This is a genomic window from Bdellovibrio reynosensis (genome assembly GCF_022814725.1).
Taxonomy (GTDB): Bacteria; Bdellovibrionota; Bdellovibrionia; order Bdellovibrionales; family Bdellovibrionaceae; genus Bdellovibrio; species Bdellovibrio reynosensis.
The window spans coordinates 3,517,860-3,542,695 of record NZ_CP093442.1 but is presented as its reverse complement, the minus strand read 5'-3'; the positions used below and the strand labels follow the sequence as shown (position 1 = coordinate 3,542,695).

22 protein-coding genes are annotated in these 24,836 nt (G+C 43.3%); 12 read left to right on the top strand and 10 right to left on the bottom strand.

Going from position 1 to position 24,836, the window contains the following annotated elements:
• Positions 1 to 85: 85 nt before the first annotated feature.
• The 4 genes from MNR06_RS16520 to MNR06_RS16505 all read left to right on the top strand — a co-directional run bounded on the left by MNR06_RS16520 (position 86) and on the right by MNR06_RS16505 (position 4,872).
• Positions 86 to 2,707, top strand: a complete 2,622-nt coding sequence (locus MNR06_RS16520; RefSeq protein ID WP_243537718.1) for an ATP-binding protein — start codon at positions 86 to 88, stop codon at positions 2,705 to 2,707.
• Positions 2,708 to 2,814: 107 nt separating this feature from the next.
• On the top strand, positions 2,815 to 3,570 hold the full coding sequence (locus tag MNR06_RS16515) for a DUF4360 domain-containing protein (RefSeq protein ID WP_243537716.1): 756 nt from the start codon (positions 2,815 to 2,817) through the stop codon (positions 3,568 to 3,570).
• Between the two features lie 122 nt (positions 3,571 to 3,692).
• Positions 3,693 to 4,289, top strand: coding sequence for a DUF4360 domain-containing protein (locus tag MNR06_RS16510; protein WP_243537713.1), 597 nt, complete (start codon positions 3,693 to 3,695; stop codon positions 4,287 to 4,289).
• A gap of 100 nt (positions 4,290 to 4,389) precedes the next feature.
• The gene (locus MNR06_RS16505; protein ID WP_243537711.1) at positions 4,390 to 4,872 is read left to right on the top strand and encodes a hypothetical protein; all 483 of its coding nucleotides are present in this window, start codon (positions 4,390 to 4,392) and stop codon (positions 4,870 to 4,872) included.
• 504 nt (positions 4,873 to 5,376) lie between these two features.
• Here MNR06_RS16505 and MNR06_RS16500 read toward each other — a convergent pair.
• The 4 genes from MNR06_RS16500 to MNR06_RS16485 all read right to left on the bottom strand — a co-directional run bounded on the left by MNR06_RS16500 (position 5,377) and on the right by MNR06_RS16485 (position 10,590).
• Complete coding sequence (locus MNR06_RS16500; protein WP_243537709.1) at positions 5,377 to 6,381, bottom strand: HNH endonuclease; 1,005 nt, start codon at positions 6,379 to 6,381, stop codon at positions 5,377 to 5,379.
• A gap of 465 nt (positions 6,382 to 6,846) precedes the next feature.
• On the bottom strand, positions 6,847 to 8,031 hold the full coding sequence (locus tag MNR06_RS16495) for an RtcB family protein (protein WP_243537708.1): 1,185 nt from the start codon (positions 8,029 to 8,031) through the stop codon (positions 6,847 to 6,849).
• A gap of 78 nt (positions 8,032 to 8,109) precedes the next feature.
• The gene (gene aspA, locus MNR06_RS16490) at positions 8,110 to 9,531 is read right to left on the bottom strand and encodes an aspartate ammonia-lyase (protein ID WP_243537703.1); all 1,422 of its coding nucleotides are present in this window, start codon (positions 9,529 to 9,531) and stop codon (positions 8,110 to 8,112) included.
• A 15-nt stretch (positions 9,532 to 9,546) separates the two neighbouring features.
• A complete protein-coding gene (locus MNR06_RS16485) occupies positions 9,547 to 10,590 on the bottom strand; it encodes an MBL fold metallo-hydrolase (RefSeq protein WP_243537701.1) in 1,044 nt (347 codons plus the stop codon).
• Between the two features lie 80 nt (positions 10,591 to 10,670).
• Between MNR06_RS16485 and MNR06_RS16480 the strand changes: the two genes are divergently transcribed.
• A complete protein-coding gene (locus MNR06_RS16480; RefSeq protein ID WP_243537699.1) occupies positions 10,671 to 12,257 on the top strand; it encodes an ArnT family glycosyltransferase in 1,587 nt (528 codons plus the stop codon).
• Between the two features lie 124 nt (positions 12,258 to 12,381).
• Here MNR06_RS16480 and MNR06_RS16475 read toward each other — a convergent pair whose 3' ends face one another.
• The 3 genes from MNR06_RS16475 to MNR06_RS16465 all read right to left on the bottom strand — a co-directional run bounded on the left by MNR06_RS16475 (position 12,382) and on the right by MNR06_RS16465 (position 16,189).
• A complete protein-coding gene (locus MNR06_RS16475; RefSeq protein ID WP_243537697.1) occupies positions 12,382 to 12,963 on the bottom strand; it encodes an energy transducer TonB in 582 nt (193 codons plus the stop codon).
• Between the two features lie 304 nt (positions 12,964 to 13,267).
• Complete coding sequence (locus MNR06_RS16470; protein ID WP_243537694.1) at positions 13,268 to 14,431, bottom strand: DNA topoisomerase VI; 1,164 nt, start codon at positions 14,429 to 14,431, stop codon at positions 13,268 to 13,270.
• Between the two features lie 12 nt (positions 14,432 to 14,443).
• Entirely contained in the window at positions 14,444 to 16,189 is a 1,746-nt protein-coding gene (locus MNR06_RS16465; protein ID WP_243537693.1) for a DNA topoisomerase VI subunit B, read from the bottom strand.
• A gap of 257 nt (positions 16,190 to 16,446) precedes the next feature.
• Between MNR06_RS16465 and MNR06_RS16460 the strand changes: the two genes are divergently transcribed.
• Positions 16,447 to 17,088 (top strand): hypothetical protein, encoded by a 642-nt coding sequence (locus tag MNR06_RS16460; protein ID WP_243537691.1) that lies wholly within the window; start codon positions 16,447 to 16,449, stop codon positions 17,086 to 17,088.
• Here the strand turns inward: MNR06_RS16460 and MNR06_RS16455 are convergent, their stop codons facing one another.
• Positions 17,089 to 17,433: an HNH endonuclease gene (locus tag MNR06_RS16455; RefSeq protein WP_243537690.1), complete on the bottom strand. Its 345-nt coding sequence runs from the start codon at positions 17,431 to 17,433 to the stop codon at positions 17,089 to 17,091.
• 172 nt (positions 17,434 to 17,605) lie between these two features.
• Between MNR06_RS16455 and MNR06_RS16450 the strand changes: the two genes are divergently transcribed.
• Complete coding sequence (locus MNR06_RS16450; protein ID WP_243537689.1) at positions 17,606 to 18,748, top strand: cyclic nucleotide-binding domain-containing protein; 1,143 nt, start codon at positions 17,606 to 17,608, stop codon at positions 18,746 to 18,748.
• On the top strand, positions 18,748 to 19,431 hold the full coding sequence (locus MNR06_RS16445; protein ID WP_243537688.1) for a PilZ domain-containing protein: 684 nt from the start codon (positions 18,748 to 18,750) through the stop codon (positions 19,429 to 19,431). The genes MNR06_RS16450 and MNR06_RS16445 overlap by 1 nt, the downstream gene beginning before the upstream one ends.
• 1 nt (position 19,432) lies before the next feature.
• On the opposite strand, the gene MNR06_RS16440 is transcribed toward MNR06_RS16445, so the two are convergent.
• Entirely contained in the window at positions 19,433 to 21,361 is a 1,929-nt protein-coding gene (locus MNR06_RS16440; protein ID WP_243537687.1) for an LTA synthase family protein, read from the bottom strand.
• On the opposite strand from MNR06_RS16440, the gene MNR06_RS16435 reads away from it, so the two are divergent.
• The 4 genes from MNR06_RS16435 to MNR06_RS16420 are packed head-to-tail and all read left to right on the top strand — an operon-like array spanning position 21,360 to position 23,588.
• Entirely contained in the window at positions 21,360 to 21,665 is a 306-nt protein-coding gene (locus MNR06_RS16435) for a BolA/IbaG family iron-sulfur metabolism protein (protein ID WP_243537686.1), read from the top strand. The genes MNR06_RS16440 and MNR06_RS16435 overlap by 2 nt on opposite strands.
• Positions 21,666 to 21,678: 13 nt before the next feature.
• Positions 21,679 to 21,987 carry a Grx4 family monothiol glutaredoxin gene (grxD, locus tag MNR06_RS16430; RefSeq protein ID WP_407933230.1) on the top strand — a complete coding sequence of 103 codons (309 nt, stop codon included), beginning with the start codon at positions 21,679 to 21,681 and terminating at the stop codon, positions 21,985 to 21,987.
• A 1-nt stretch (position 21,988) separates the two neighbouring features.
• Positions 21,989 to 22,195: a YgaP family membrane protein gene (locus MNR06_RS16425; protein ID WP_243537683.1), complete on the top strand. Its 207-nt coding sequence runs from the start codon at positions 21,989 to 21,991 to the stop codon at positions 22,193 to 22,195.
• A gap of 10 nt (positions 22,196 to 22,205) precedes the next feature.
• Positions 22,206 to 23,588, top strand: a complete 1,383-nt coding sequence (locus MNR06_RS16420) for an FAD-binding oxidoreductase (RefSeq protein ID WP_243537682.1) — start codon at positions 22,206 to 22,208, stop codon at positions 23,586 to 23,588.
• Between the two features lie 26 nt (positions 23,589 to 23,614).
• Here MNR06_RS16420 and serA read toward each other — a convergent pair whose 3' ends face one another.
• Positions 23,615 to 24,832, bottom strand: a complete 1,218-nt coding sequence (serA, locus tag MNR06_RS16415) for a phosphoglycerate dehydrogenase (RefSeq protein WP_407933229.1) — start codon at positions 24,830 to 24,832, stop codon at positions 23,615 to 23,617.
• Positions 24,833 to 24,836 lie beyond the last annotated feature (4 nt).

Sequence of the window (24,836 nt, the reverse complement as noted above, 5' to 3'; positions counted from 1 at the left end):
GATTTTTACTGCACTTCAAAGTTCGGATGAATAAAAACTTAGAGAATTATTGAGTCTACCCTGTAAGCCTTATACAGTGGCCTTCATGGGAAAAGCTTTTTGGAGATCGTGGATAGCTCAAACCGCATTAGTGGCAGTTGCCTACTATGTGGCGGGTTATTTAAGTCTTTTTCTCGCTTTACCTCCTGGGTATGCCTCTCCTGTTTGGCCATCAACGGGCCTATGTATAGCCGCTTTACTAGTATTTGGTTTAAATAGATTCCCTGGAATTTTTATTGGGGCACTATTAATCAACCTGCGCACGCCTGTAGATTTTGCCGATTATATTCCACCGACCCTTATTGCGACCGGGACCGCGTTCAGTGTGTGGTTGGCAGCCTACCTAATCAAACGTTGGGTGAACTACCCCCGCTCTTTTTATCGTGAAAAGGATATTTTCTTATTCCTTTTTATCGCGGGGCCTTTGGCAGCCACCATTTCTGCAACCACCGGTTCACTTTCTCTTTACAGCTTTGATTTGGTCAGCGCCCAGAATTTAGCGCTAAACTGGATATATTGGTTTATCGGGGACGCCACAGGAAACATTTTATTCAGTCCCTTGGCTTTGATATTTGCAATCCCTTCTAGAAAGTACTGGATTCGTTCGACTAAAACAATTTTAGCTCCGTTATTAATCCTTTTATCGTTGATCGTCTTTGCCTTGAATTATGTCGGGCGCACAGAACGTGATAAAATCGTCAGTGAGTTCCACCGTCGATCCGAGCTTGTTTCGAATTTGTTTGAAAAGGATTTGCAGGCTTACCAGTCCATGATGGTGACGCTGAAAAGCTTTTATGAAAGCTCTCAGGATGTCACAGAAAAAGAGTTCAAGGATTTCACCCAGAGCTTTTACATCAATTATCCTGAGGTACTTACCGTCGGCTGGATTTCGGTTTCGCCAAATTCTTTTGAGTATCCCCTGGTCTATGCTGAACCGCGAGATAAAAACCGCTCGCTGATAGGACAGAATTTTGCCATTCCACCGTTAAAACAAATCGTGGATTCTGCGATGACAGGGCCGCACATCGTTGTCGCAAATGCCGGTGACTTAGGAAGTTTAAAAGTTCCTCCGAAAAGTTTAGTCTTTGCTTTGTTAGGCCAAGGTGGACGAGGCGTCTTGATTGAAATTATCGAGCTCGATCACGTCATCGCGAATTTAAATAGATATCTTAATGATGCCAGTTACCGCTTTATCCTAAGAAACGTGACGGATCGTAATGCTCCGAAAGATTTAGCTGATACTTGGAAAGATTCCCCGTTTAATTCGCAAATGCAGCGGTCCTACATTCTAAAAGTTGCGAATCAGAAATGGCAGCTTTCAGTTTATCAAGATCCAAGTTTAAGTCAGGGTGTTTCAACTAATGCCAGTATTTTGCTTATTACAACCTTAGTGTTCACTTATTTGATTTGTTCGTTGTTGCTGATTATTGCTAATCGCATTTTAAGTATTGAAGATGCCGTCAACGAAAAGACCACCCACTTAAATGACGTTAATAGACAGCTGCAAAAAGCTTCCCAGGCTAAATCAGAGTTCTTAGCGAACATGAGTCACGAAATTCGCACTCCATTAAACGTTCTTGTAGGGATGACCGACCTGCTTGAAGACACCCAAATTGACGACGAACAAAGACACTATATTGAAATTTCTAAAAAGGCCGGTCATAACCTTTTAAGTATTATCAATGACATCCTTGATATTTCAAAAATTGAAGCAGGCCTGATCAGCCTTGAAAAAACCGAAGTGGACATGCCTGAATTGGTCAGTGATTTAAGTGCGATGTTCAAATTAAAAGCTCAAGAAAAGGGCCTTGATTTAAAAGTCGAGATCGCAACGGAAGTTAATAATATTTATGAAGGCGACCCAACCCGCATTCGTCAGATTTTGACCAATCTTTTATCAAACGCTTTAAAATTCACCTTCCAGGGCGAGATCACTTTAACTGTCACTGCTAATGATAGCTCTACACGCCCAGGAAATATTTTATTTGAAGTCTCTGACACGGGGATTGGAATTCCACAAGATAAACTGAGCCAGTTGTTTCAGCCCTTCACGCAAGCTGATTCAACGATCACTAGAAAATTCGGCGGCACGGGTTTAGGGCTTTCGATTTGTAAGCGTTTAACTGAAATGATGAACGGAGATATTAAAGTAGAAAGCACGGAAGGACGCGGCAGTATTTTTAGCTTCACTTTAACATTAACGCAGCTTCGACCGATTGAATTCAATCTGCGCCCGTATGCGGTGGAAGTTCCTACGACTGCGAGTCACACTGATTCTGCTATAAAAATTCTTATCGTGGACGATGTCGAAGACAATCGTGTTTTAATCAAAGCTTATTTAAAAGATTCGCTTCATGATGTGCAAGAAGCTGAAAACGGCATTCAAGCTTTGCAGTTAGCAAAGGAAAAAAACTTCGATATTATCTTAATGGATATGCAGATGCCGATCATGGATGGCTTCACTGCGACCCAGGAAATTCGCCGCTGGGAAAAGGAGCACGATAAAAACCCTGTTGAAATTTGGGCGCTAACGGCCTACGCCTTAAAAAATGAAATTCAAAAAAGCATTGAGGTGGGTTGCGATTTGCATTTAATCAAACCCATCCGTCGCAATGATTTGATCAATCACATAAACGCGTTCGTCCAAGCGCAGCAAAAAAATCCATAGGCGTTCGGTCCCAACTCGGCACCAAATTCGTTGGCACCCCTCTTGCTTTACCCTCTTTCGTGTTCAACAGCGGTGACAATGTCACCAGAGTTAACGAAGGATTTATTATGTGGCGTAATATTGCTCAACTCAGTTTTGCGACTCTTATGTTTGCGGGTTTAAACGCAAATGCACAAACTCCACCGGGCGTGCGAGTGCAATCACTGCAAGCATTAGGCAGCGGCTGCCCAGCGGGATCTTACAGCGCCAATATCTCTCCTGACGGACAATCCTTTTCACTTCTTTTAGATAATTATGTTGCTAGTTCGACAATGCAAAATCCAATTTCACGATTGATGTGTGAATTGCGTGTGAATTTCCACGTGCCTCGCGGTTGGTCTTTCGCAGTGGTGTCTGCTGACTACCGCGGTTATGCCTATGCAGAGGCTGGCACTTATGCTGTTCATCAAGCCTTGTATTCTTTTGATGGCAGCAAGCCTCGCAACGAACGTCCGGGTTATGAAAACGGCAGCACTTACAACTTCCGCCAACAAGAATTCCGTGGGCCTTACAATGACAACTACTACATCCGTCATGACATCGATCCACGCTTAGCGCACTGGTCACCTTGCCGTAACGATGATACGCAAACTCTTTTCTTAACAACGTTCTTAATGAGCCGAAATTTAAATCTTTCATCTCTAGTTCAAGCGCAAATCACATTGGACAGCGTGGATGGCAGAGTTCAATCGCAAAATTATAGATTCGCTTGGAAACGCTGCACACCGGGTAATGGTGGTGGTTACAATCCAAATCCAGGCCCGGTAGATCCTGGCAACGGTCGACAGCCGCGCAATCCGGGAAGACCTCCGCGCTTCCCGTAAAAGAAAATAGAACTGAAAATTGAAAATAGATTTTAAGACAACAGAATTTTAGAAACGTAAACATAAACAAATAACGGTTTAATATAATTAGACCAAAAAACCAAACCATAAGGGGGAACCACATGAAATCAAAAATGCTTTTAGCAATCCTAGGAATGTTGACTGCAATCAGCTTCGAAGCGAATGCGAACCAACTAAGACTTGGTCAACCAGCATACGGCGGAACAGGCTGCCCTGCAGGATCAGCGAGTGTCACTTTAAGTCCTGACCAACAAGCGGTCAGTATCTTATTCGATAGCTATGTTACTGAAGCCGGCGGTGGTCGTCGTGTGGATCGTAAATCTTGTAACATTTCTGTTCCTGTTCACGTGCCACAAGGTTACAGCGTTGCTGTATTCCAAGTAGACTATCGCGGTTTCGTGTCTGTACCTCGCGGCGCTATGTCACGCTTTGACGCTGAGTACTTCTGGGCAGGCGCTAGAGGACCTCGCGTTTCTAGAACTTTCTCTGGTCCAATCAGCGACGTTTACACAGTGTCTGATGGTCTTTTGGCTTCAGCTCTGGTTTGGACTCCGTGCGGTGCTAACGTGAACCTTCGCGTAAACACTTCTATGATGGCGCAAACAAACGCTCGTAACGAACAAACTCTTGCGACTGTGGATAGCGCAGATATCTCTTCAGGTCTGATCTACCACATTCAATGGAGACGTTGCCACTAAGCTAAACGCCCTTTTCCACCTACTTCGGCGCGGTGCCGCAGTAGGTGGTTTTTCATTTGGGCCTCTGGTAAGCTCCATTTTGACAACGCCAGGAGCCCTTATGACCCAATCACCGCATCAATCAAATTCCTTAGTAGTTCGCCAAGCCCTTTGGGCCCTGCAAAAAGAAGTTCTTAATTCTTTAAAACAACAATTTGATCGTGAAGTGGGTTACAACGCGGCCCCGACGGAATGGTTCCAAGTTCTGATGACTGCGGAAAGATATGTTTGGTTAAGAGAGTTAACCTCCTTGATGGCCGATATCGACATCATGACTGAACTTGAATTCATCACTGAACAACATGCTGGAACTGCGAAATCTGAAATTGAAAGAATGCTTTTTGAACAACATTCCAGTGATAGTTTCAATAAGCACTATCGGGACTTGATCATGGTCGATTCTTCACTTTTGCCTTTGCACAACACTTTGCGTGCCGCTTTACAAAACTTGCCGCAGATGAGTTTGACTAAAGAGCAGGCCCTTGCGGAAAGAAAATCTTGGCAGGAAGAACACCGCCAACAGTCCCGTAAGAAAAGAAACTAATCACGGATGGCTGGCCATACCCTGGCCCCGCAAATGAAATTGCCAGCCAAAAACTATCCGAATTTAAATTAAACATTTAAGCGAAATGGAAATATCCTATTGCGGAAACGCGGTTGCTTTGACGGATCCAAAGCACAGACCGCTCACGGAGGAGTTATGTTTCGCGGGCTATTCTTTACAGCCTTACTAGTTGGCGGGTCTTTAGTTATCTTCACTGCGATGAATGTAATTCGGTAAGAATGTATGGTACCACCGCTTCGGTGGTGGGTATTGTATGGATTCCATGTCCGCTTGTTTGAAACTGTGACGCCCTACCAAGCCTGGCTCAGCAATAGTTTGATACTTAATTCCGGTATGCAGTTCTCAACGGCAAAGCCAATATTTTGAGAAAGTGAAGCAAAATCTCACCGGGCTTTCAAAGCGGGTAAAAATGAGGGCGGGATATTCTTATCCACTTAGAATGGGTGCAGCAGGATTAACCGGACAAAGCCTGACAATGTTACGTTAAGGCATTTCCCTAAATCTAAGATTTACCTCTCTTCTATATTTTTCACGATTATGTTGCCCACATAATAGCTGAAGATTTTCATGGTGATTTCTTCCTCCAGCCCACTTTGATATTTTGTGATCAACTTGCAAAGCAAAAGTGCTGGTGCATTTATGCCCTGTTTTCAAATCGATAAACTGACAGCTTTTATCTCTGTTGAAAATAAATCGGCGCAATTTTGGAGTTACTGATTTACGTTCTACCACCGCATCGGTGGTAACTATTGCAAGATTTAAATCTTTAAGATGGTCAGGTTTATTTTCGTTTTTCACTAACGAGTTCTTTTTCGCCATAGGTTCATTCAATAAAAGCTTATTGCTATGACTAGCTTTAACATTTTTCTCGGCGACTTTTTCGGAGGTGTGATTTCCAACCTTCTTATTTCTTCCAAATTTTTCGTCCAAATATTGATTCGCAATAAATTCGATTACTTCACTTAAAGAAACTGTTCCATTTTCTTGCAACAAAATATGCGCTGCCAAATCTTTGCATTGCATAAGCTTTTCATATTGTTCTTTAGATAGCGTAAGTTCCAATCGAACAGACTCGTCTTTTTGAACTTTTTGAGTGTCATATTCCTTAATAGGTAAATCCAGAACACGGGCCAATTCATGTTGCGTTTGTTTTATGGTTTTACCTGACACAACCGAGACCAATTCCTGCTTTTGAAAAGCAGTAACCTTTTGCCCACTGACCTTTTCTTTTTCTTTGATCGCACGAGACAATTCACCAATTTGTGAAAGATTCAATGCACCTTCTTGGATTCTTTCAGCCACCACCGGAACTTCATGAATAAGACGAGCAGCTTCAAGTCGTCGCATGGCCGCCGATCCAGAATAACCAAGCTCTTTAGTAAGATATTCGTAAATAGAAGAATAAGCTTTTCCCAGATAAAGTTTGCGCACTTCAATTTCACGGATATGTTCCAGAATCACATGCAAAAGTTTTCTTTCCTTTTGCACAAGATCCTTCAAACGAAATTCCAACTCTTGATTCGATAAACGCGAAAGGGAATTCATGAAAAACCTCCTAAAGAATGAAGAAGGTATACCACAGTTTTTTAAATCGGATTTTTCAGGGGATGCGAAGACCAAACATAAAAAAGCACTGAAAGGCTCAAATCTGACCTACACAAAGAGATAAATTGAAAAACGAATTTTAGAAATTAGAATGTAGATTCGGTTAACACAATCAATTCAATCGCATCAAAAAACTCGTCAATTAAATATCAGATGACATTTTTGATATGACATATTGAGCAACCGAAGCGGTGGTAAATTTTTAAATCAGAAGACTTTAGTTTTAATTCCTCATTCAGAAATTACATGAGGACTACACATTCCCTGTTTCTGGTTCTGGATCAAAGGCCAAGCAACCCGGGCAAATTTTTTGGCTCTTAATGTTTCGCTTCAGGGTTGACTTCCCCCTTACCCCTTCACACAAAGCACCTGTTTTAAAATCGCAACCACTTCGACCAGATCATTCTGATTTTCCATAACTTTATCGATATCCTTGTAAGCGCTAGGTATCTCATCAATAACACCCGCATCTTTTCTACATTCAACACCGGCAGTTTGTTCGCGTAGATCATTGATCGTAAAACGACGTTTGGCTTCCGAGCGAGACATTCTGCGCCCGGCACCATGGGCGCAAGAATTAAAAGATTCTGGATTGCCTTTGCCTCGCACGATGTAGGATCTAGCTCCCATAGAGCCAGGGATGATTCCCATATCTCCACGCTGTGCGCGCACTGCACCTTTACGAGTCACTAAAACGTTTTCGCCATAGTGAACTTCGCGCGTCGCATAGTTATGGTGACAGTTCACCTTCAAGGAATAAGGAAGTGGTGCTCCTTTTAATCCCACATGAAGTGAAACTGCATGCAACACTCGTCTTAACATTTCTTCACGATTTTCCAGGGCATAACTTTGCGCCCATTCTAAATCGCGCATATAGTTTTGGTACTCGTCTGTCCCTTCCACGTAATAAGCAAGATCCGGATCTGGAAGTTTTGTAGCCAGTCGTGCTAAATCACTTTTCGCGTGGCGAATGTGTTCTTCAGCTAAACTTTTACCGACATTGCGCGAACCAGAGTGAAGCATCACCCACACCGAACCATCCTCGTCCGTGCAGATTTCAATAAAGTGGTTCCCACCGCCCAGTGTTCCAAGCTGGTGGGCCGCTTTATCTTTTAAACGCATCAAAGACACTTGTTCAGGCATAGTTTTCCAGCCCGCCCAGTCTTTCACTGATTGCGTAAGGTGGTCATTGGATTCAGTACCAACGGGAATTTCTCTTTCAATTAAAGTTCTTAAGCGATCAAGGTCATGAAGGATTCTTGCAGGTTCAATGTTTAAGCGCGCAGCGATCATACCGCAGCCGATATCAACACCTACGGCAGCAGGGATCACAGCCCCTTTCGTTGCAACGACAGACCCCACAGTAGCGCCAATACCTAAATGCACATCCGGCATGGCAGCCACGTGTTTAAATACGAAGGGCAATGAGGCTACGTTTTTTAGTTGTTGCAGAGCCTGAACTTCAACTTCTTGTTCAGGCGACCAGATTTTTACAGGCACATGGGGCGAGGTCACACTTGTGAGCACTGGCATATTATTCCCTCCATCGATCAAGCAGTTCAGTATACCACGCATCGACGCAAGAGCTGCAATTTCACGCCTTTTTCAGGACTAATGTTCTAAAAACCCGATGTATTTAGGATTTAACAGATTTTCAGTCGAGAAGATTTCATCAAGTTGTTCTTGCGTCACTACACCACGCTCTAACGCCACTTCTGCGACGTTGCGGCCTGTGGCAGCGCAGATCTTTCCTATCTTATCACCTTCTTCATGACCAATAATTGGATCAAGGTAAGTGACGATACCAATACTGTTCATCACGTAATTGCGACAACGTTCTTTATTCGCCGTGATTCCTGTTACACACTTCGTAGTTAAAGTGTTGCAAGCATTTGTCAGTAGACTGATGGATTCAAAAATAGAAGAAGCAATCACTGGTTCCATGACATTCAACTGAAGCTGTCCTGCTTCAGCGGCCAGGGTGATCGCCAAGTCATTACCTATAATTTTAAAACAAACTTCGTTTACGACTTCAGGAATTACGGGATTTACCTTCGCAGGCATAATGGAAGAACCGGCCTGCATCGCTGGAAGATTGATTTCTTTTAAACCTGCGCGAGGACCAGAACTTAAAAGTCTTAGGTCATTACAAATTTTCGAAACCTTAACAGCCGTGCGCTTCAGAGCACTTGATATAATGATGTAAGCACCGCAATCGCTGGTAGCTTCAATCAGATCTTCAGTTTCTACAAAAGGATGACCTGTGACTTGCACCAGACGTTTGACGACGGTCTTTGGGTAACCCTCAGGCGCATTGACTCCAGTTCCAATCGCCGTCGCCCCCAAGTTCACTTCAAGAATTAGTTTTTGCACAGAGGCTATAAGCTTCACATCCTCTTTTAACAAAGTAGCAAAGGCATTAAACTCTTGGCCTAAAGACATAGGAACCGCATCTTGCAACTGCGTGCGCCCCATTTTCAAAACGTCAGAAAATTCTTTCCCCTTGGCTTCAAAAACCTTCGCCAAATCCGAAACGGCTTTAATCACCACATCAAGGCTTTCATACAAAGCCACACGAAAAGCTGTCGGATAAACGTCGTTGGTAGATTGGCATTTATTCACGTCATCGTTAGGATTGATAACGTCGTAAGTCCCTTTCACCAGACCTTTTTTCTCTAAAGCAATATTGGCGATAACTTCATTGGCATTCATGTTAACCGAAGTTCCCGCCCCGCCTTGATAGACATCGGAAGGAAACTGTTTTCCCCATTTTTTTGGATCGTTGATGATTTCGTCACAGGCATCAACAATGGCATCGACAGTTTCTTTAGATAACGTTTTTAAATCACGGTTGGCTAAAGCACAGGCTTTTTTAACTAAAGCCAAGCCACGAATGAATAAAGCATTGTCGCCGATGGTTTGGTTTGAAATCTGAAAGTTATCGATGGCGCGTACCGTATGAATTCCATAATAGGCTTCGGCAGGGACTTTCATTTCGCCAAGCAGGTCTTTTTCAATTCTATAGTTTTCCATTTGCGCTTCTTTCCCTTATTTCGACGAAGTCGGCGTGTAGATCAATATTTCACCGTGCTTCATAACACGGAATTCAGAAGGCTTCACATTTTTATGCGCCAGGGCTTTTTCTAAATCCTGCGGCGGAGCAGCCATCGCCTCATCACTAAGTCTAAAGGTTCCCCAATGACCACCGATGGAAAGCTTCGCTTTAACGTCTAAGTGGATTTGCACAGCCTCTTCAGGATTAACGTGCTGCTGCTTCATAAACCAGCGTGGTTCATAGGCACCAATGGGAATAAAGGCAATATCAACAGCGCCCAACTTTTCTGCAATATCCAGGAAGTCTTTTGAATAGCCCGTGTCCCCGGTATAAAGAAAACTGAAATTCGCGGAACGAACATACCAGCCACCCCATAAAGTTTGGTTGCGATCAAACAGCGAACGCGCTGACCAATGTTGTGCCGGAGTGAAAGTGATCGTCAAACCTTTGACCGTCACGTTTTCCCACCAATCCAATTCTTTGACGTTCTTTATGCCTTCACCTTGCAAAAGTTCTGCGTTTCCTAAGGGAACTAAAAACAATGTTTGGGGATTTCTTTTCGCTAATTCTTTCAAAGTTGGTAAATCCAAATGATCATAATGACCATGGGAAACAACTACGGCGTCTATCGGCGGCAAATCTTCCATCTGCATCGGAAGCTTCACGACGCGGCTAGGACCGGCAAAAGAAACCGGTGAAACTCGTTCACTGAAAACAGGATCGGTTAAAACATTAGCACCCCCGGCTTGCAGCAAGGCTGTCGCATGACCAATCCAGGTGAAAGTGTTTTGGGACTGATTTGATTTTAAAAAGGCCGAATCTGTTTTTAAAATTTCGGGTTCAAACTCAGGTTCTTTTGGTTTGTCTTTAATGAATCGTTCCCACTGCCACTTCCAAAAGCTTTGTTTTTCAGAATTGTCGTAGTTATTTAAAAAAGACTTTTCGCCATGATGAGGCTTCGCTGGGTCGTAATATTTAAAACTTTGGCAGCCCGATGTCACAAATAATCCCGCTAGTGCTATTAAGATCGCTTTCATGACCTGGAGGTTCTCACCAGCAAAGCTTAGTGGCAAGAAGCCTAGAAATTACACATTCTGTCATTAGCGGGAAATGTGCTATGTTCCTGCCAATTGCCAATGAAACTAAGGATGCAACAGTGATTCGCGATTTTTGGAAACAGCAAAATCTTTCGCAAAAAGTTACGATCTTATTTATTCTAACTATTTTTTTTAGAGCCTTTTTTTCTTTAAACATCGGTCTGATCGATGATGAGGCTTACCACTGGTCTTGGGCAAAGTGGTTGGAACTTTCTTATTTCGATCACCCGGCAATGATCGCATGGATGGAAGCCATCACCACGCAAATTTTCGGCGACACCTATTTAGGGGTCCGCCTGCCTGGCTTCCTATGTTTCATCGGAACAGTCGTTTTACTTTATAAACTTACTAAAGATCTTTTTGATGAATGGGCTGCGATCTTTGTCGGCTTCATTCTGCTGTGGTCCCCGTTCTGGGGCTTTGGCGGTTATGTCGCATCACCTGAACCACCTTTCATGCTGACTTGGGTGGCTGCGGCTTACGTATTCTGGCAAGGCGTTCGTGAAGATCATAAAGCTTGGACGATCAAAAAAACTTGGCTGTATCTAGGTGTGATCATGGGTCTTGGATTAAATTCCAAGTTTATCATCGCACTTCTGGCGCCGGGTTTTGCGCTTTATTTGCTAAGCACGCCCGGTCACCGTAAGGATCTTTTAAGCCCGTGGCCATGGATTGGATTCTTAATCGCGACAGCGATCTCAATGCCCATCTTTGTTTGGAATCACTTGCATGAATGGCCAGGGTTTAAATACCAATTCCACGATCGCCACCAAGGCAGCACTTTTAGTCTGAATCGCTGGTCGGTGTTCTTTGCTGCACAGCTATTATTCTATACTCCGTTTTTATACGTATTAGTTGGATTAACCTTCATCACTTCATTCTTAAGATTCAAAGATCCGCGCTGGAGATTTCTATTCTGCTTAGCGGCTCCATCTATCTTCATATTCTATCCACAGCCATTATTTGCTGAATATAAACCTCACTGGAGTGGCGCTGCAGTGACGCTTTTATTGATGGGAGCTGGTCACATTTGGTCGCAGGGTTTAACCTGGGGGCAACGCCAGATCGTAAAAGCACGAAGCAAAGTTTACACTTACGGAATTTTGGCTTTCTTTGTTCCATTGGCGCTAATCACTTACACGCCATTTGCTTATCCGTGGATTCCAAAAGCGTACAAACTTTTTAATCCTAACGGTGAATGGAAAACCACTTATGACTTCAGTAATGAATTTACGGGCTGGGAGGAATTAGGAACTTACCTAAATCGCCGTCAAAGAGAAATCCACGCTGAAAGTGGAAGAAAGCCCTTCTTAGCAGCTCATCGTTATGAAACAACAGCTCAGACAACCTGGGGAACAAAACAAAAAGTGTACATGCTCAGCTCAACAGTGAGCCACTACACTGTGATGCAAACTCCAGAAGAGATGAATAATCTTAAAGGCCAAGACGCAATTTTTATCAGCACAGAAAAATATCCTGCCATTGCAACCGAATGGGCGGCCTGGGATTCCTGTGAAAAGGAAGAATTAAAAACCTTCCGTCACGGCATTCACGCCCGAACGTTTAACATTTATTACTGCAAAAACTTCCAGGGCATCATCCAGTAGCGGTTGTTCAAAAGTGGCAATATACAAGGCGGAGGTGCTTCCCGCAGAGGAGGCGTGGCAGCGCCACGTCGGATCGAGGACAAGCGCCGACAACGCAGTCAGATTGCCGCTTTTCAACAACCGTTTAATTTAAGACGTATTCGATAGGTACTGTGATGGACCAACTGCCGCGTTGGATTTCTTTCGGGAAGGGCTTCATGCCGTCGATGCCTTTTACTAATTCAACGGCGGCTTGATTTAAAGTATCAAATGGTGATTTTTCAATGATCTCACTTGCAGACAAAGACCCGTCAGCATTCAAAGTAAATCGCATCGTTACTTTTCCTGATTGGCCCATTCTTTTTGCCATCATGGGATAACGTTTGCGACGCTCTAACAATTTTTTTAGTTCATACAAGTAACGATCTTCAGGACTGACTTCTGCACCATCTGCTACACCTTCACGACCCGATACAGCTCCTTTTGAAGAACTTCCTTCAGCACTGCCTGCTGTTTGTGATGCTTGAACCGGTTGAACCGCAACTGGTTTCACTTCTTCTTTAATCGCAGGGCCATCGGAATTATCAACCACCGTCGTCGTTTGTGCTTGTTCAATCTGTGGAGCAGCGACAGGTGCCGAAGATTTGGGAGCTGCGGAATCGCCCATCATCAGTTCAACCCCAATTGGCGCTTTGATAATTTGCGGAGCTGTAAGTGTGAAAGCCAATAGTAAAAGCCCTGCGTGCAGAAATGCAGACAGACTTACGGAGCTTTTAGAATTGAGAGATAACTCACTTATTTTCATCGGCTTTGGCTTTCAAGATTGTTTATAAGAGTTTCAGAGGGAAAATTCAACCCGGGCTCGACGAAAACTGCTTAAGTGGGATAGGTTTGAGATCAAATCGAAATAAGAGGTAATTGATACGACAAAGGGGCCTTAGAGGCCCCTTTGTTTTGAAAATTTTCTTTAAAAACCAGAGCTGCTTCAGTTCCGCGGCCCGAGGCCGCTGCACTCTGCGCGCCTCCGCGCCTTAAACGTAGCTTCCGCGTTTGATCTTCTCAAGAATCAACTTTTCAGTCTTAATTGGATCGTTAGGATCTACTGAGAAGAACGACTGTTGCTCGCAACGTACTTTTTCTTTGATCAACCAGCGCAAAATATCCGCCAAGTTTTTGTTCTTTTTATCCAAGAAGAACGGATCGTTTTCTAAGGCATCCTTGGCTTTTTTCAAAGCGCGGGCTTCAGCTGGATCTGATTCTTTCACTTTGTAGTGAGGCAAATCGTATTTCTTAACGTCTTCAGGCAATACGCCCAAGAATTTTACTTCTGGTGCAGAGAAATCGGCATTTCTTACCAAAGAAGCTGCAGATCCCGCTTTCAACGTACGATAGATATTTTGCATCGTGTACGCATCCAGATCCCCGAAGAAGTACAAAGGCACATCTAATTCGTTTTGGATCAGTTTACACCATCCACGAACACCATTTGATGGAACGCCCCCGGCACCCATTAGGATACAGTTGTTACGTTTTGTGAAACCCATGCTCACAAGCGTATTTGCTGTACCTTCTGATTCCACGATCAAGCAGAAATCGATTTTCTTTTTAGCTTTCAATTTCAAAGCTTGAGGTCTGTTTTTCGGTTGGAAAGCAGCCGTACCTAAAGTTGAAAGATCAACAGTGGCTTTATCACCATCCGGCATCGTTTCAGTTACGATCAATTGTTGAGAATAAGTCTGTCCACCACGTTCATTGGCAAAACAGTTTAATTCTTCACGATACACTTCAAGCATATCGCCGATGAAATCGATGATCGCATCAGATTCTGGCTGATCTTCAAAATCCAAAGGCTTTAAACGAGAGTTCCCTTTAATCAAGCCCTTACAGATATAGTACAACTCCCTTTTTGTATTCACGGAACCGATGTCCATGTTACGCAAAAGGATTTCAAGCATGAACACCACACGCGCCAGCTTTTGTACCGAAGACACGTTCAACTCTGTACGAACGACTTTATCACCAGGAGTCAGGTAACCCACTTTGGCGTTATAAAGAGAGTTGTCTAAAGAAGTTTTTACCGCTTCTAAAACCGGGCGTTTTGAGTTTTCAAGGTCCTTCAACATCTTGTCAGCCAAGATGCGGGCCTCTTTTGGGATATCAATTTTTAATTCACGGATACTTAAAAGTTTTGCCATCTACACACCAGCCTATTTCTTTTTACCGGTTGTTTTTTTAGTCGTTGTTTTCTTAGTTCCTTGGGGAACTGAGGCTTCTTCGACCAGGTCTTCACTGCGAATGACATCTTCTTCGATATCATCGTGATCAATACCTTTTTTCTTTTCACGTTTCTTCTGCTCTAAAAGCTTCGTTTCCGCTGCTTCTAGATCTGCCATCGCCTCTTCAGAATCACGGCCTAGAAGTTTTCTTAAACCTTCTTCGGCTTTTTTCTTACGAGAATCCGGAGCTTTGATAATTCTTGCTAAACCTTCAACAAGGATTGGACCGAATTGTTCGATGTGCGCTAGTTTTCTTTCTAGATCTGCCTCTTTCACTTCTTTTTTGATGTGACGAGAAAGTTTTTGACCCGCTTGGATCAAAGCTAGACGAATTTCAGCTACTAGCTCTTCAGAAGCATCGATTGTTTCTTTAGAAGCATTTTTAAACTTAATGAATGGACTGACGATAGACACCGCGAAGACATATTGGCCTAGTGGCAAGCTGTCTTTCGGTTGTGCTAAACCGTAAGATTTCCAGTTTACAGACTCAATCGCCCACGTGATCGCGCAACCTGATTTATCAAATTGCAAAGGAACACGGTTTGCAAAACGAAGTAAAGTCACTGGAGAATCTGCTTCTTGATTGCGATCTTTAAAACGGGCCAGTGCAACTTCAACCACAACAGGTTTAAAGTCACAAATAGTCGGTTTACGAGTCACAACAGCGAAGAAGTCGATCTCACCCAAACGAGTGATGGATTTGGATAAAGATTCCTCACCCACAGTTAAAACTGACTTCGTCGAAGGCGCCATAAGCTGAGTATTTTGAACCGCCATGAACGCTTTTTTGAAATCATCTTCATTCAGTGAAGTGATTGGCTTTTCAAGCAGGGATTTTGGCAATCCTTGCTTAGTAAAATCACTGATAGATTGATCAGAAATACGGGAAAAACCCGTTTTTAAGAACTTAGAAAGGCTGATTTTACCGAATAAAGTCGAGTGAGTGATGAACTCACCGAGTTTAAACGTATGAGGATGTGGCAAAGAAGCTTCCGGAATTTGCGGCACTTCTTGGCTAACACGATTCACTGTGACGAAATCATTTTCCATCAACTTGTAAGTGATGGTCATGTGCGGATTTACAAGGATAGTTCCTTCTAAATAAGTCACTAAACCACCGTCACCATTTAACTGGATACGGCCGTCTAAAACGAATTCAACGCGAGTTCCGTGATCGCGATCCCAATCAAAAGTCTCTTTGTTTTTAAGAATACCTGTGTTGGATTTGATATCGACGTCGACTTGCGCCGAGATCGCTTTACGCATCTTTTTAGTCTTAGAAACAACGTTTACACCGCGGGCATTGGTCATTTGTGCCCAAGTAGTTGCTGCAGAGATACCGATACCTTGTTGACCGCGTGAACACTGACCACGACCGAATTTAGAGGAAGCTAGATACTCCCCGTAAACCTTCGCTAAGTCTTCACCTTCGATACCAGGGCCGTTATCTTCAACAACGATGCGAATTAAATCAGTATTTTTGGTTGAACCCGTTCCTACTTTAGAAACTTCAACTAAAAGGTCAGGAAGAATTCCCGCCTGCTCACAGGCATCTAAAGAGTTGTCCACAGCCTCTTTTAAAGTCGTTAAAACGGCCTTTAAAGGCGAAGAAAAACCCACCTGTTGCAGGTTCTTCGCAAAATATTCAGCGGTACTACTTTTAGTAATCTTACTCACGGTCGCTTACCTTCACGAGATGTTAACTAATTTTAATGAATAACTTTGATAGGTTAACGCGAACGCATAGAGTCAAAGCAAGACTAAAGGCTCAACGCTGCTTGGCGTAAAAGTGAATATGAGAAAGTTCAAATTGTTTCAAATGGCGCCATCATCCCTTTACAACTCCACTTTTACAGCATTTTGACTGATACTTTTGGATATGAGTCTGAACGTATGTGGATCATTAAAAGCGTCTCATTATAAGGCGGCCACCGGTGAATAGCCAACGCCCCGAAGACCTATTTAAACACTATAGCCATAAAATCTGCGGCTTAATTGAAAACGAAGGCGTTATCATTCGCCCCTATGCAAACGCGTCTTTATCCTACTTCAATGTGCTGACTGAAGGTGAAAAAGCCGAAGTCCTGCACAATTTAGAAAGTTACTACCAGATTTGCTTAGACGTAAAAAAAGCGTCGCGCAGTTTGCGTGATACCCGCTATTTCACCGAATGTGCCCTTAAGAACCTGGGTTATACAGTAGATCCAAAGATGCTAGATGAAATCGAAGATCACCATCTAGTAGAAATATATAGTTATTCCCAGACGCAGATGTTCCGCAGCCTTTTATTTTTTGATGTCTGCAGCTACACGCTTGAAGATCTGTACTGTCGCAAATGGTATTCACTTTATGAGCGCACTCCGGAAGACCATAAACTTGTCGAAAATTTAGTTGTTAAGTACATGGGTGCTGAAAAGAAAGTGCCTATAGAGGTAGAAAATCCCCAGCACGTAATCAAAGAAAAAGACTCTTTAGAGCGACTTTCAATCATTAATAAAATGCTATGGCTGGTGCCTTTATATAAGGATCAAAAAGACGTAGCGATGCTACTTATCTCTACTGTGGTGCTGCCTTAATTAATCGCCTGAATCTTCGCTATTATCTGTGGTCAATGGATCTTCGCTGACAGCCGTTGAACTGGTTAATTCTTCTAAAGCCATTTCAGCCCGGGTTTTATAACCCTTTTTAGAATTGCAGTCCTTGCAAGACGTAACGCAGTTATTTTTATTAGATTTTCCCCCGCGAGCGATGGGAATTAAATGGTCCATTGTTAGTTCTGCCGGCTTAAAGCGCAAACCACAGTGGTAACAAAGTCCTTTTCCTAGCTCTTGCTTCCACCACTGGCTTAAGCGTAATTCGCGAGCCTTGGCTTTTTCGCGCTTTTGGTGTTCTGAAGAAGCTGGGGAAAAGAAGTAATCCATAGGGGAGTTATAGCTTAAAACCCGCGGAAAAGTCCAGTTTGCCAGACCAAAGCTTAGGAATCTCGTCGCTGAAATTGATTAAAGCTGTAAAAGAACCACGCCAAAGCATTAAAAACCCCGGCTTTTTAACCGATAAAGCGTTGAGAAAATCAATTCAGAGCGAGGGCTTTTCATGTCGGTAAAAACCTTTAAAAAAGGCGAAGTTATCTTTAAAGACGGAGACAAAATCACTTCCGTTTTCCTGATTCAATCCGGCGGTGCCAATCAGTGTCTAATTCGCGGTAAGAAGACCATCGATTTATATCAATTGGGAGCTTCCCACATCCTTGGCGATCAAGTGATCTTAGGACAAAGCACCCACCCGACCTCTGCGATTGCCACGACTGAAACTAAGGTTCTTGAAATCCCCGTGGATGCTTTAAAACAGCAGTACGAAGGGGCCCCGCAAATGCTAAAGGTGATTATTAAGTCGCTAGCAGATCGTTTGCGTTTGGCGATGAATGATGTGCGTTCTGGTAAGTTAGAAAAAGATTCTTCACCGTGTCCTGAGGACCAAGTTGCTAAAACTTTTGGTGCTGTTTTCCATACTGCAAATCACAAAGGCGATCGCTCGCAAGCGGGTCGCGTGATTTTAGAATGGAGCATGATGAAACAGTACTCTCAACGTGTGTTTGGCGAATCACCAAAGCGCATGGAGCAAGCGATTAACATTCTGGTGAAACTTAAAATGGCCCTGTATGAAATGGGTAAAGCTCCAGATAATCCAGATGGACCAGACGAGATTCAAAGAGTGCACTTCTTAGATCTTCCTTTGGTGGAAAGCTTTTTTGAATTCTATCAATATTATTATTTTAAAAGTGGGCGCTCTGAAATCCTTAAAGTGGATGAACTTTGCAGTCAGATGTTGGATTGCCTGTTAAAACTGGCTGAAACCGAGCAACCGGATCGCTTTGGCATTGTCAGCGTCGACTTCACGAAATTTTCTGAAATGTGCAAAAACGAAATCGGTCTTAATATGAATAATGACCATTTCAACCGCCTTGAATCTAAAGGCGTGTTAATGAAAAGAAAAAATGCAGGAACTGGCGTTTTACTTCAGTTTGAAGTGAAAGAGTTCCGTTCCATCTTCCAAAGCTGGAAGATGATTAAAGAAATCGACAAGTGGAATGAAAAAGGCTTTGTCGATATGGATGAAAAAGAAGAAAAACCTAAGAAAAAATCTGGTGGCCCGTGCTGCCCTGGCTGCGCTGTTGAAGTGCAAGCCGGCGCTAAATTCTGTCATGAATGCGGGCATAAACTAGTTATGGCGGCGTAATGAGTGAAGCATTAGTTATCTTTAAGTCCATAAACGACAGTGCTGAACAAGAAAAACTTCTTCAGCGTTTGCTGCAATCAAAAGAATGCATCACGCTTAAGGATAAATATGATCGCTTGATTATACTAAAAGCTGTCACAACCAATGGCACCAGCCTTACTTGTGAATTTTCAGAAGAAGCTGCCATGAATCTTCCTGGCACTGAACTTTTCATGGGAAGCTTTCAATTCGGTGGCGACAAATACATTTTTGAAACACGCCCCGTGGCCCACGGTAAAGAGGTCATAGTTTCGCTTTTAAATCTTTTCCACTTACAGAAACGTCTTAACTATCGTTACGTTCTTCCGTCTGACTACCCTGCTGCGTTTGCGCTTTCATTTGTAAATGAAACCGCCTGCCAGGTTCATTGCCGATTATTGGATCTAAGCACCGAGGGGTGCGCGGTGGAGGTGACTCACGATGCCCTTAGCTGCAATTTGGAAGATGAAATTAAAGCCTTCGTACACTTAGGTGATCGTGAACCGATTCTAGTACAGGGCTTAATTAAAAATATTCGCCTTAAAAGCGATAATTCATTGGTATTAGGTGTGAAATTCAATCATATGGCCGCAGCCAGTGAAGATAAGATTGTGTCTTCCATAACCGACCTGCAACGGGAAGTTTATTTCCGTAAAGCGGCTTAGTTTATCTGGTGGGATAATAAAGTTTATTGTCCCACATCCCTTCATTAAAATATTGAACCGTGGCTTTAAGCTTGCTTGTAAGTTCTGACTTACGCACTCCGTTTTCAATAATTTCTTTTGTGCTTTCACGATCATTGATAGCGTACATCTTTGCTTCAGGCTCCCCGGGGACCCAACGCAGGTAATGGTCCTTTGCAAAAAGCAGATAGCGGCCATCGTTAAAATTCACCGCCACTTTGTCGGCGACCGCAAACAAAGAGCTGCCTAGATAGTTCTTTTCTTTTTCGGGGATACCTAAAAAGTCTAAAACCGTCGGCAGAATATCAATTTGTTGAACGATCATTTCAGTGTCGGTTTCAGGGAATTTGAATGTCGGATGATAAAGCATTAACGGAATGCGGTAAGAACCAATATCGTTCTTATACTCCTCACGATAATGCATTGATGCGTGGTCCGCGGTGATTATGAATAAAGTGTCCTTAAACCACGGCTTTTTTTCAGCCTCTTCAAAGAATTTTTTTAAAGCAAAGTCCGTATAAGAAACAGTTTTCAGAATTTCAATTGGACCTTCTGGGAACTGCGCTTTGTACTTTTCCGGAATTTTGTAGGGCTGATGGGACGTTAAAGTGAAGACCGAAGTCATGAATGGCTGTGGTATTGAATCCATCTGCGCCACCATCCATTGTAAGAACGGCTCGTCCCAAATTCCCCAAACACCGTCATCATCAGCGCTGTTACCGTACTCTTTAGAACCAAAATACTTTTCAACCCCAGCACTTTGCATGAAGGAGTCAAAGAACATCGTGCCGTTATGCCCGCCATGGAAAAAGGCTGAGGAATAATTTTTTTGATCAAGCAATGTTCCCAAACCCACGAAATAGTTTGCGGTAAAGTGGGACGAGATAAAAGGCTCTGCCATTAATGCAGGAATTCCTGCCATTACGGCCCCCACCCCTTCAATAGATCGGCGTCCGTTGGCGTAGGCATTTTTAAAGTTCAAAGATCTTTGCTGAAGCGAATCTAAAAACGGCGTGTAGGAAGGCTTCCCCGCCACCGGTCCCAGATATTCTTCGCCAAAGCTTTCAAGGATGATGATCACGACGTTTTGGGGTTTAATAGGACGCCTACCATCTAAAGAAGATGTTTTATTGACGCCATTCAGGTTTTTAAGCATCTCGTTTTTATCCGAGAAATACTGGGCACGTACTAATTTTTCTGTTCCAAAACTTTTCACAAAAGTGAAAGTGGAATTAAGGATCAGGTTGTTTAAAAGTGGCACGGTGAAGACATTGGCATTTACAAAGCTGATCGGCTTACCTTGCAAACCGCCGCGAATTCCAACGACCGCTAGAACTAAGGCAACAAAGCACAGGAAACCGTGGGCGAACCACAGCTTTAAACGCTTCCCTTTTTCCGACCACTGCAGGGTCTGAGTCTGCAAGGTCTTTTTCATCATCCAACGAACAGAGAAAATAAAAAGACCCACGATGATGGTGTTCGCTACAAATAAAATCCAGTAGCTGGTGAAGAAATTAAGGAACTTTCCTTGGGCTTCATTTACCACGAACAAACTGTCATAGGTCGTTCTACGCCCTACGAAGTTAATAAACTCTGTGTCGATCAGATTTAAAATTAAAAATGGCGTCTGCAGCACGCTGAATAAAATCCAAGTTGTTGTTGAATAGTATTTTTCCCAGGCCTTGGGCCACGGTAAAAAAGAAAGAAGTAAAAGCGGAGACGCCATCATCAGGATGGCTGAAATGTCAAAGCGCCAGCCCACCACGAAGGACCACAAAATATCAGCGAAGGGCTTTGTGCTAAATAGGTTCCAGTTCCAAGCTAAAAACTCCACCCGCGCAAGGGTGTAAAAAACCATAGCAACCAAAATCAGGGCACAAAGCTTTACTAAACGAAACGAGGGTCCAAACATGGGATCATACTACAGCGACTACTTGCGTCATTCAAGTCGACTTCCGGTGCATGATCTGATAATTTCCGCGCCTATGACAGCAGAACAAATGAAAGAACGTTTAGAGCAGAATTATTCCGAGGCTAAGATCGAAGTTTACGATCTGACCGGCACTCAAGATCACTGGGAAGTTTACGTAGAAAGCCCGGTGTTTGCGGGAATGACTCGTATTCAACAACACCAGCATGTGATGGCTTGCTTTGGTCCAGAATTAAAGACCGGCGAGGTTCACGCTCTCTCAATTAAGACTAAAATCAAAGCCTAAGTAAGAGGTATCCATAATGACTACACACGAAAAAATTGATTCCATCGTCACTACAAATAAAGTTGTTCTTTTCATGAAAGGAACTCAACAGTTCCCTATGTGCGGATTTTCAGCTCGCGCTTGCGCTATCTTGCAAGACATCGGCGTAAAATTCCATGACGTGAATGTTCTTGATGATGAAGGCATCCGCCAAGGCATCAAAGATTACGGCAACTGGCCGACGATTCCACAACTTTACGTTAACAAGCAACTTGTTGGCGGCAGCGACATCATGATGGAAATGTATCAATCTGGTGAACTTCAAGAATTGTTAAAAGCATAATATGAGATGCAACGTAGCCCTGTGGGATCGCATTTTACGGTTTATTTTGGGTGTGGGTTTAACCGCCTACGCTTTTGCCGGCGGTCCTTTTTGGGCCTACGTTGGTATTTATGGCCTCATCACTTCAGCTTGGGGCTTGTGTCCTGTTTATGGGTTCTTTAGAATCAGAACTCTGAAAGATTATCATCGCGCGACTCACAACGAATAAGGTTTAAAAAATGTCGAACCAACTCCTCGAACTTGAAAGCTTTTTACAAAAAGACCAAATCAAAACTGACGAGGAAAGCCTCAAATACTGGGGTAAGGATTGGACGACTTATTTTGATATCAAAGCCTCTGCGATTGTTTTTCCAAGATCCACTGAAGATGTTGTCGCTTTAGTAAAATGGGCGCGCAAAAATAAAATCGCCCTTGTGCCTTCAGGGGGGCGCACGGGTCTTTCGGGATCTGCAGCTGCGACTCAAGGTGAAGTTGTTGTGTCGTTTGATCAAATGAATAAGATCAAAGATTTCAGTCCCATCGATCAAAGTGTCATCATTGAACCAGGCGTTGTGACTGAAGCCTTGCAAGAGTTTGCGCACAAAAATCAACTTTTCTATCCCGTAGACTTTGCTGCTACGGGCTCTTCGCAAATGGGCGGAAATATCGCAACGAATGCGGGCGGTATTAAAGTGGTTCGTTATGGTTTAACTCGCGACTGGGTTGCGGGTCTTAAAGTGGTTACTGGAACTGGTGAAGTTTTAGAATTGAACAACGGTCTTGTTAAAAATGCCACTGGTTACGATCTACGCCACTTGTTCATCGGGTCTGAAGGTACTTTAGGTTTCATCACTGAAGCGACTATCAAACTTGCGCCAGTGCCGCCGCCGATGAAAGTGTTGGTCATGGCAGTGAGTGGTTTAGATGCCGTCATGAAAATCTTTGCAGAGTTTAAAACCAAAACCTCGCTTGTCGCATTTGAAATGTTTTCTGATAAAGCCTTAGCAAAAGTTTTAGAAAATACAGGCTTGCCTGCTCCTTTGGAAACTCAATCTCCATTTTATGTTCTATCTGAAGTTGAAACTAGAAACGAACAAGATGAAGAACATGTTTTAGGTGTGTTTGAAAAATGTTTGGAAGAAGGTTGGGTTGTTGACGGTGTTCTTAGCCAGTCCGACGTGCAAGCGACAACTTTCTGGCGCTATCGCGAAGACATCTCTGAATCTTTAGCTAAGTATTCCCCGTACAAAAACGATATTGCGGTGACTATTTCTAAAGTTCCACCATTCATGGCGGATCTTGATAAAGTTCTTTCGACAGCCTACCCTACTTGGGAAGTGGTGTGGTTCGGGCATATCGGTGATGGCAACTTGCACATCAATATCTTGCGCCCAGAAGGCATGAGCAAAGAAGAGTTCGTCAAAGAATGCCGCAAAGTGGACGTGATGGTTTTTGATACTGTGAAAAAATATAAAGGCAGTATTTCTGCTGAACACGGTGTGGGTTTAACGAAAAAGTCATTCCTAACCTACACCCGATCTGAAGCAGAAATCGGCTTGATGAAACAAATCAAAGCGGCCTTCGATCCTGATAACATTATGAATCCTGGAAAAGTGATTTAAAAAAAAGCCCGGCGCCCGGGCTTTTTTTAGTACACCACTCGAGTTCGGATCGATCGTTTCAGTTGACCTATGTCAGCCGCAAGTTCTTTGGCATGATCAGAATGAACGTCCATGATCAGATAACCGATCTTTTCGTCTGTTGATAAATATTGACCTTCGATGTTGGCACCCGCCTTAGAGATAAGGCTGTTGATTTCTCCAAGCACACCGGGCTCATTTTTATGCACATTTAAGATGCGTGAAGCGCCTTGTTTTACCGGTAAATCCACATTCGGAAAATTCACGGCTCCTGAAGAAGACCCAATTTTTAAGTATCTTCTGAAACTTTCGGCAACCTCCATCCCGATAGCGTACTGAGCTTCCTCCGTACTGCCACCAATATGCGGAGTCAAAATGACATTAGAAAGTCCTTGAAGGGGACTTTTAAACTTTTCTTTATTTGATGCTGGTTCTTCGGGAAAGACGTCAATGGCACAACCGGCGATGTGTTTGGACTTCAAAGCCTCTACTAAATCTTCAATCACGACCACAGAACCGCGACTGGCATTGATTAAGTAGCTGCCTTTTTTCATCGCCTGTAGTTCTTTTTTAGTGATCATATCTTTGGTTTCAAGTGTTTCAGGCACGTGCAGGGTAACAAAGTCTGACACTTTTAAAAGTTCTTCTAACGAAGATTTTACCACCGCATTTCCCAGCGGAAGTTTTTTAATCACATCGTAAAATACAACTTTCAAACCAAGGGCTTCAGCAAGAACGCTGACTTGGCTTCCGATATGACCGTAGCCCACAATGCCCACTGTTTTTCCACGCACTTCGCGGGATCCATCGGCTGACTTAATCCACTCCCCGACATGGGCTTTGGTGTTTCTATCGCCTAGCTGACGAGATAGGGAAATCATCTCTGCAATCACAAGTTCCGCGACAGACCGGGTATTTGAGTGAGGAGCATTGAATACGGGGATTCCCATTTCTCTTGCAGTCACTAAATCAACTTGATTTGTACCGATACAAAAACAGCCCACCGAAGTGAGATGAGGATTGTTTTTTAAAACGTTCGCCGTCAGTTCCGTTTTAGAGCGAATGCCTAAGACATCATAGTTCGGAAGAAGCTTAAGAAGCTCGTCTTCAGAGGGAGCGTGGGTGATCAGATCCACTTGGAACCCTTCACTTAGCAACGTTTCTTTGGCTACGGGATGAATGTTTTCAACAAGAAGAATTCGTAGTGCACTCAAAGGCACCTCCAGCTTC

What these genes read in the sequence shown, in the direction of transcription:
- MNR06_RS16520 (WP_243537718.1), top strand. Translation starts at nt 86, where the DNA reads ATGGGAAAAGCTTTTTGGAGATCGTGGATAGCTCAAACCGCATTAGTG.
- MNR06_RS16515 (WP_243537716.1), top strand. Translation starts at nt 2,815, where the DNA reads ATGTGGCGTAATATTGCTCAACTCAGTTTTGCGACTCTTATGTTTGCG.
- MNR06_RS16510 (WP_243537713.1), top strand. Translation starts at nt 3,693, where the DNA reads ATGAAATCAAAAATGCTTTTAGCAATCCTAGGAATGTTGACTGCAATC.
- MNR06_RS16505 (WP_243537711.1), top strand. Translation starts at nt 4,390, where the DNA reads ATGACCCAATCACCGCATCAATCAAATTCCTTAGTAGTTCGCCAAGCC.
- MNR06_RS16495 (WP_243537708.1), bottom strand. Translation starts at nt 8,031, where the DNA reads ATGCCAGTGCTCACAAGTGTGACCTCGCCCCATGTGCCTGTAAAAATC.
- aspA (WP_243537703.1), bottom strand. Translation starts at nt 9,531, where the DNA reads ATGGAAAACTATAGAATTGAAAAAGACCTGCTTGGCGAAATGAAAGTC.
- MNR06_RS16485 (WP_243537701.1), bottom strand. Translation starts at nt 10,590, where the DNA reads ATGAAAGCGATCTTAATAGCACTAGCGGGATTATTTGTGACATCGGGC.
- MNR06_RS16480 (WP_243537699.1), top strand. Translation starts at nt 10,671, where the DNA reads ATGTTCCTGCCAATTGCCAATGAAACTAAGGATGCAACAGTGATTCGC.
- MNR06_RS16470 (WP_243537694.1), bottom strand. Translation starts at nt 14,431, where the DNA reads ATGGCAAAACTTTTAAGTATCCGTGAATTAAAAATTGATATCCCAAAA.
- MNR06_RS16455 (WP_243537690.1), bottom strand. Translation starts at nt 17,433, where the DNA reads ATGGATTACTTCTTTTCCCCAGCTTCTTCAGAACACCAAAAGCGCGAA.
- MNR06_RS16450 (WP_243537689.1), top strand. Translation starts at nt 17,606, where the DNA reads ATGTCGGTAAAAACCTTTAAAAAAGGCGAAGTTATCTTTAAAGACGGA.
- MNR06_RS16445 (WP_243537688.1), top strand. Translation starts at nt 18,748, where the DNA reads ATGAGTGAAGCATTAGTTATCTTTAAGTCCATAAACGACAGTGCTGAA.
- MNR06_RS16435 (WP_243537686.1), top strand. Translation starts at nt 21,360, where the DNA reads ATGGGATCATACTACAGCGACTACTTGCGTCATTCAAGTCGACTTCCG.
- MNR06_RS16440 (WP_243537687.1), bottom strand. Translation starts at nt 21,361, where the DNA reads ATGTTTGGACCCTCGTTTCGTTTAGTAAAGCTTTGTGCCCTGATTTTG.
- MNR06_RS16425 (WP_243537683.1), top strand. Translation starts at nt 21,989, where the DNA reads ATGAGATGCAACGTAGCCCTGTGGGATCGCATTTTACGGTTTATTTTG.
- MNR06_RS16420 (WP_243537682.1), top strand. Translation starts at nt 22,206, where the DNA reads ATGTCGAACCAACTCCTCGAACTTGAAAGCTTTTTACAAAAAGACCAA.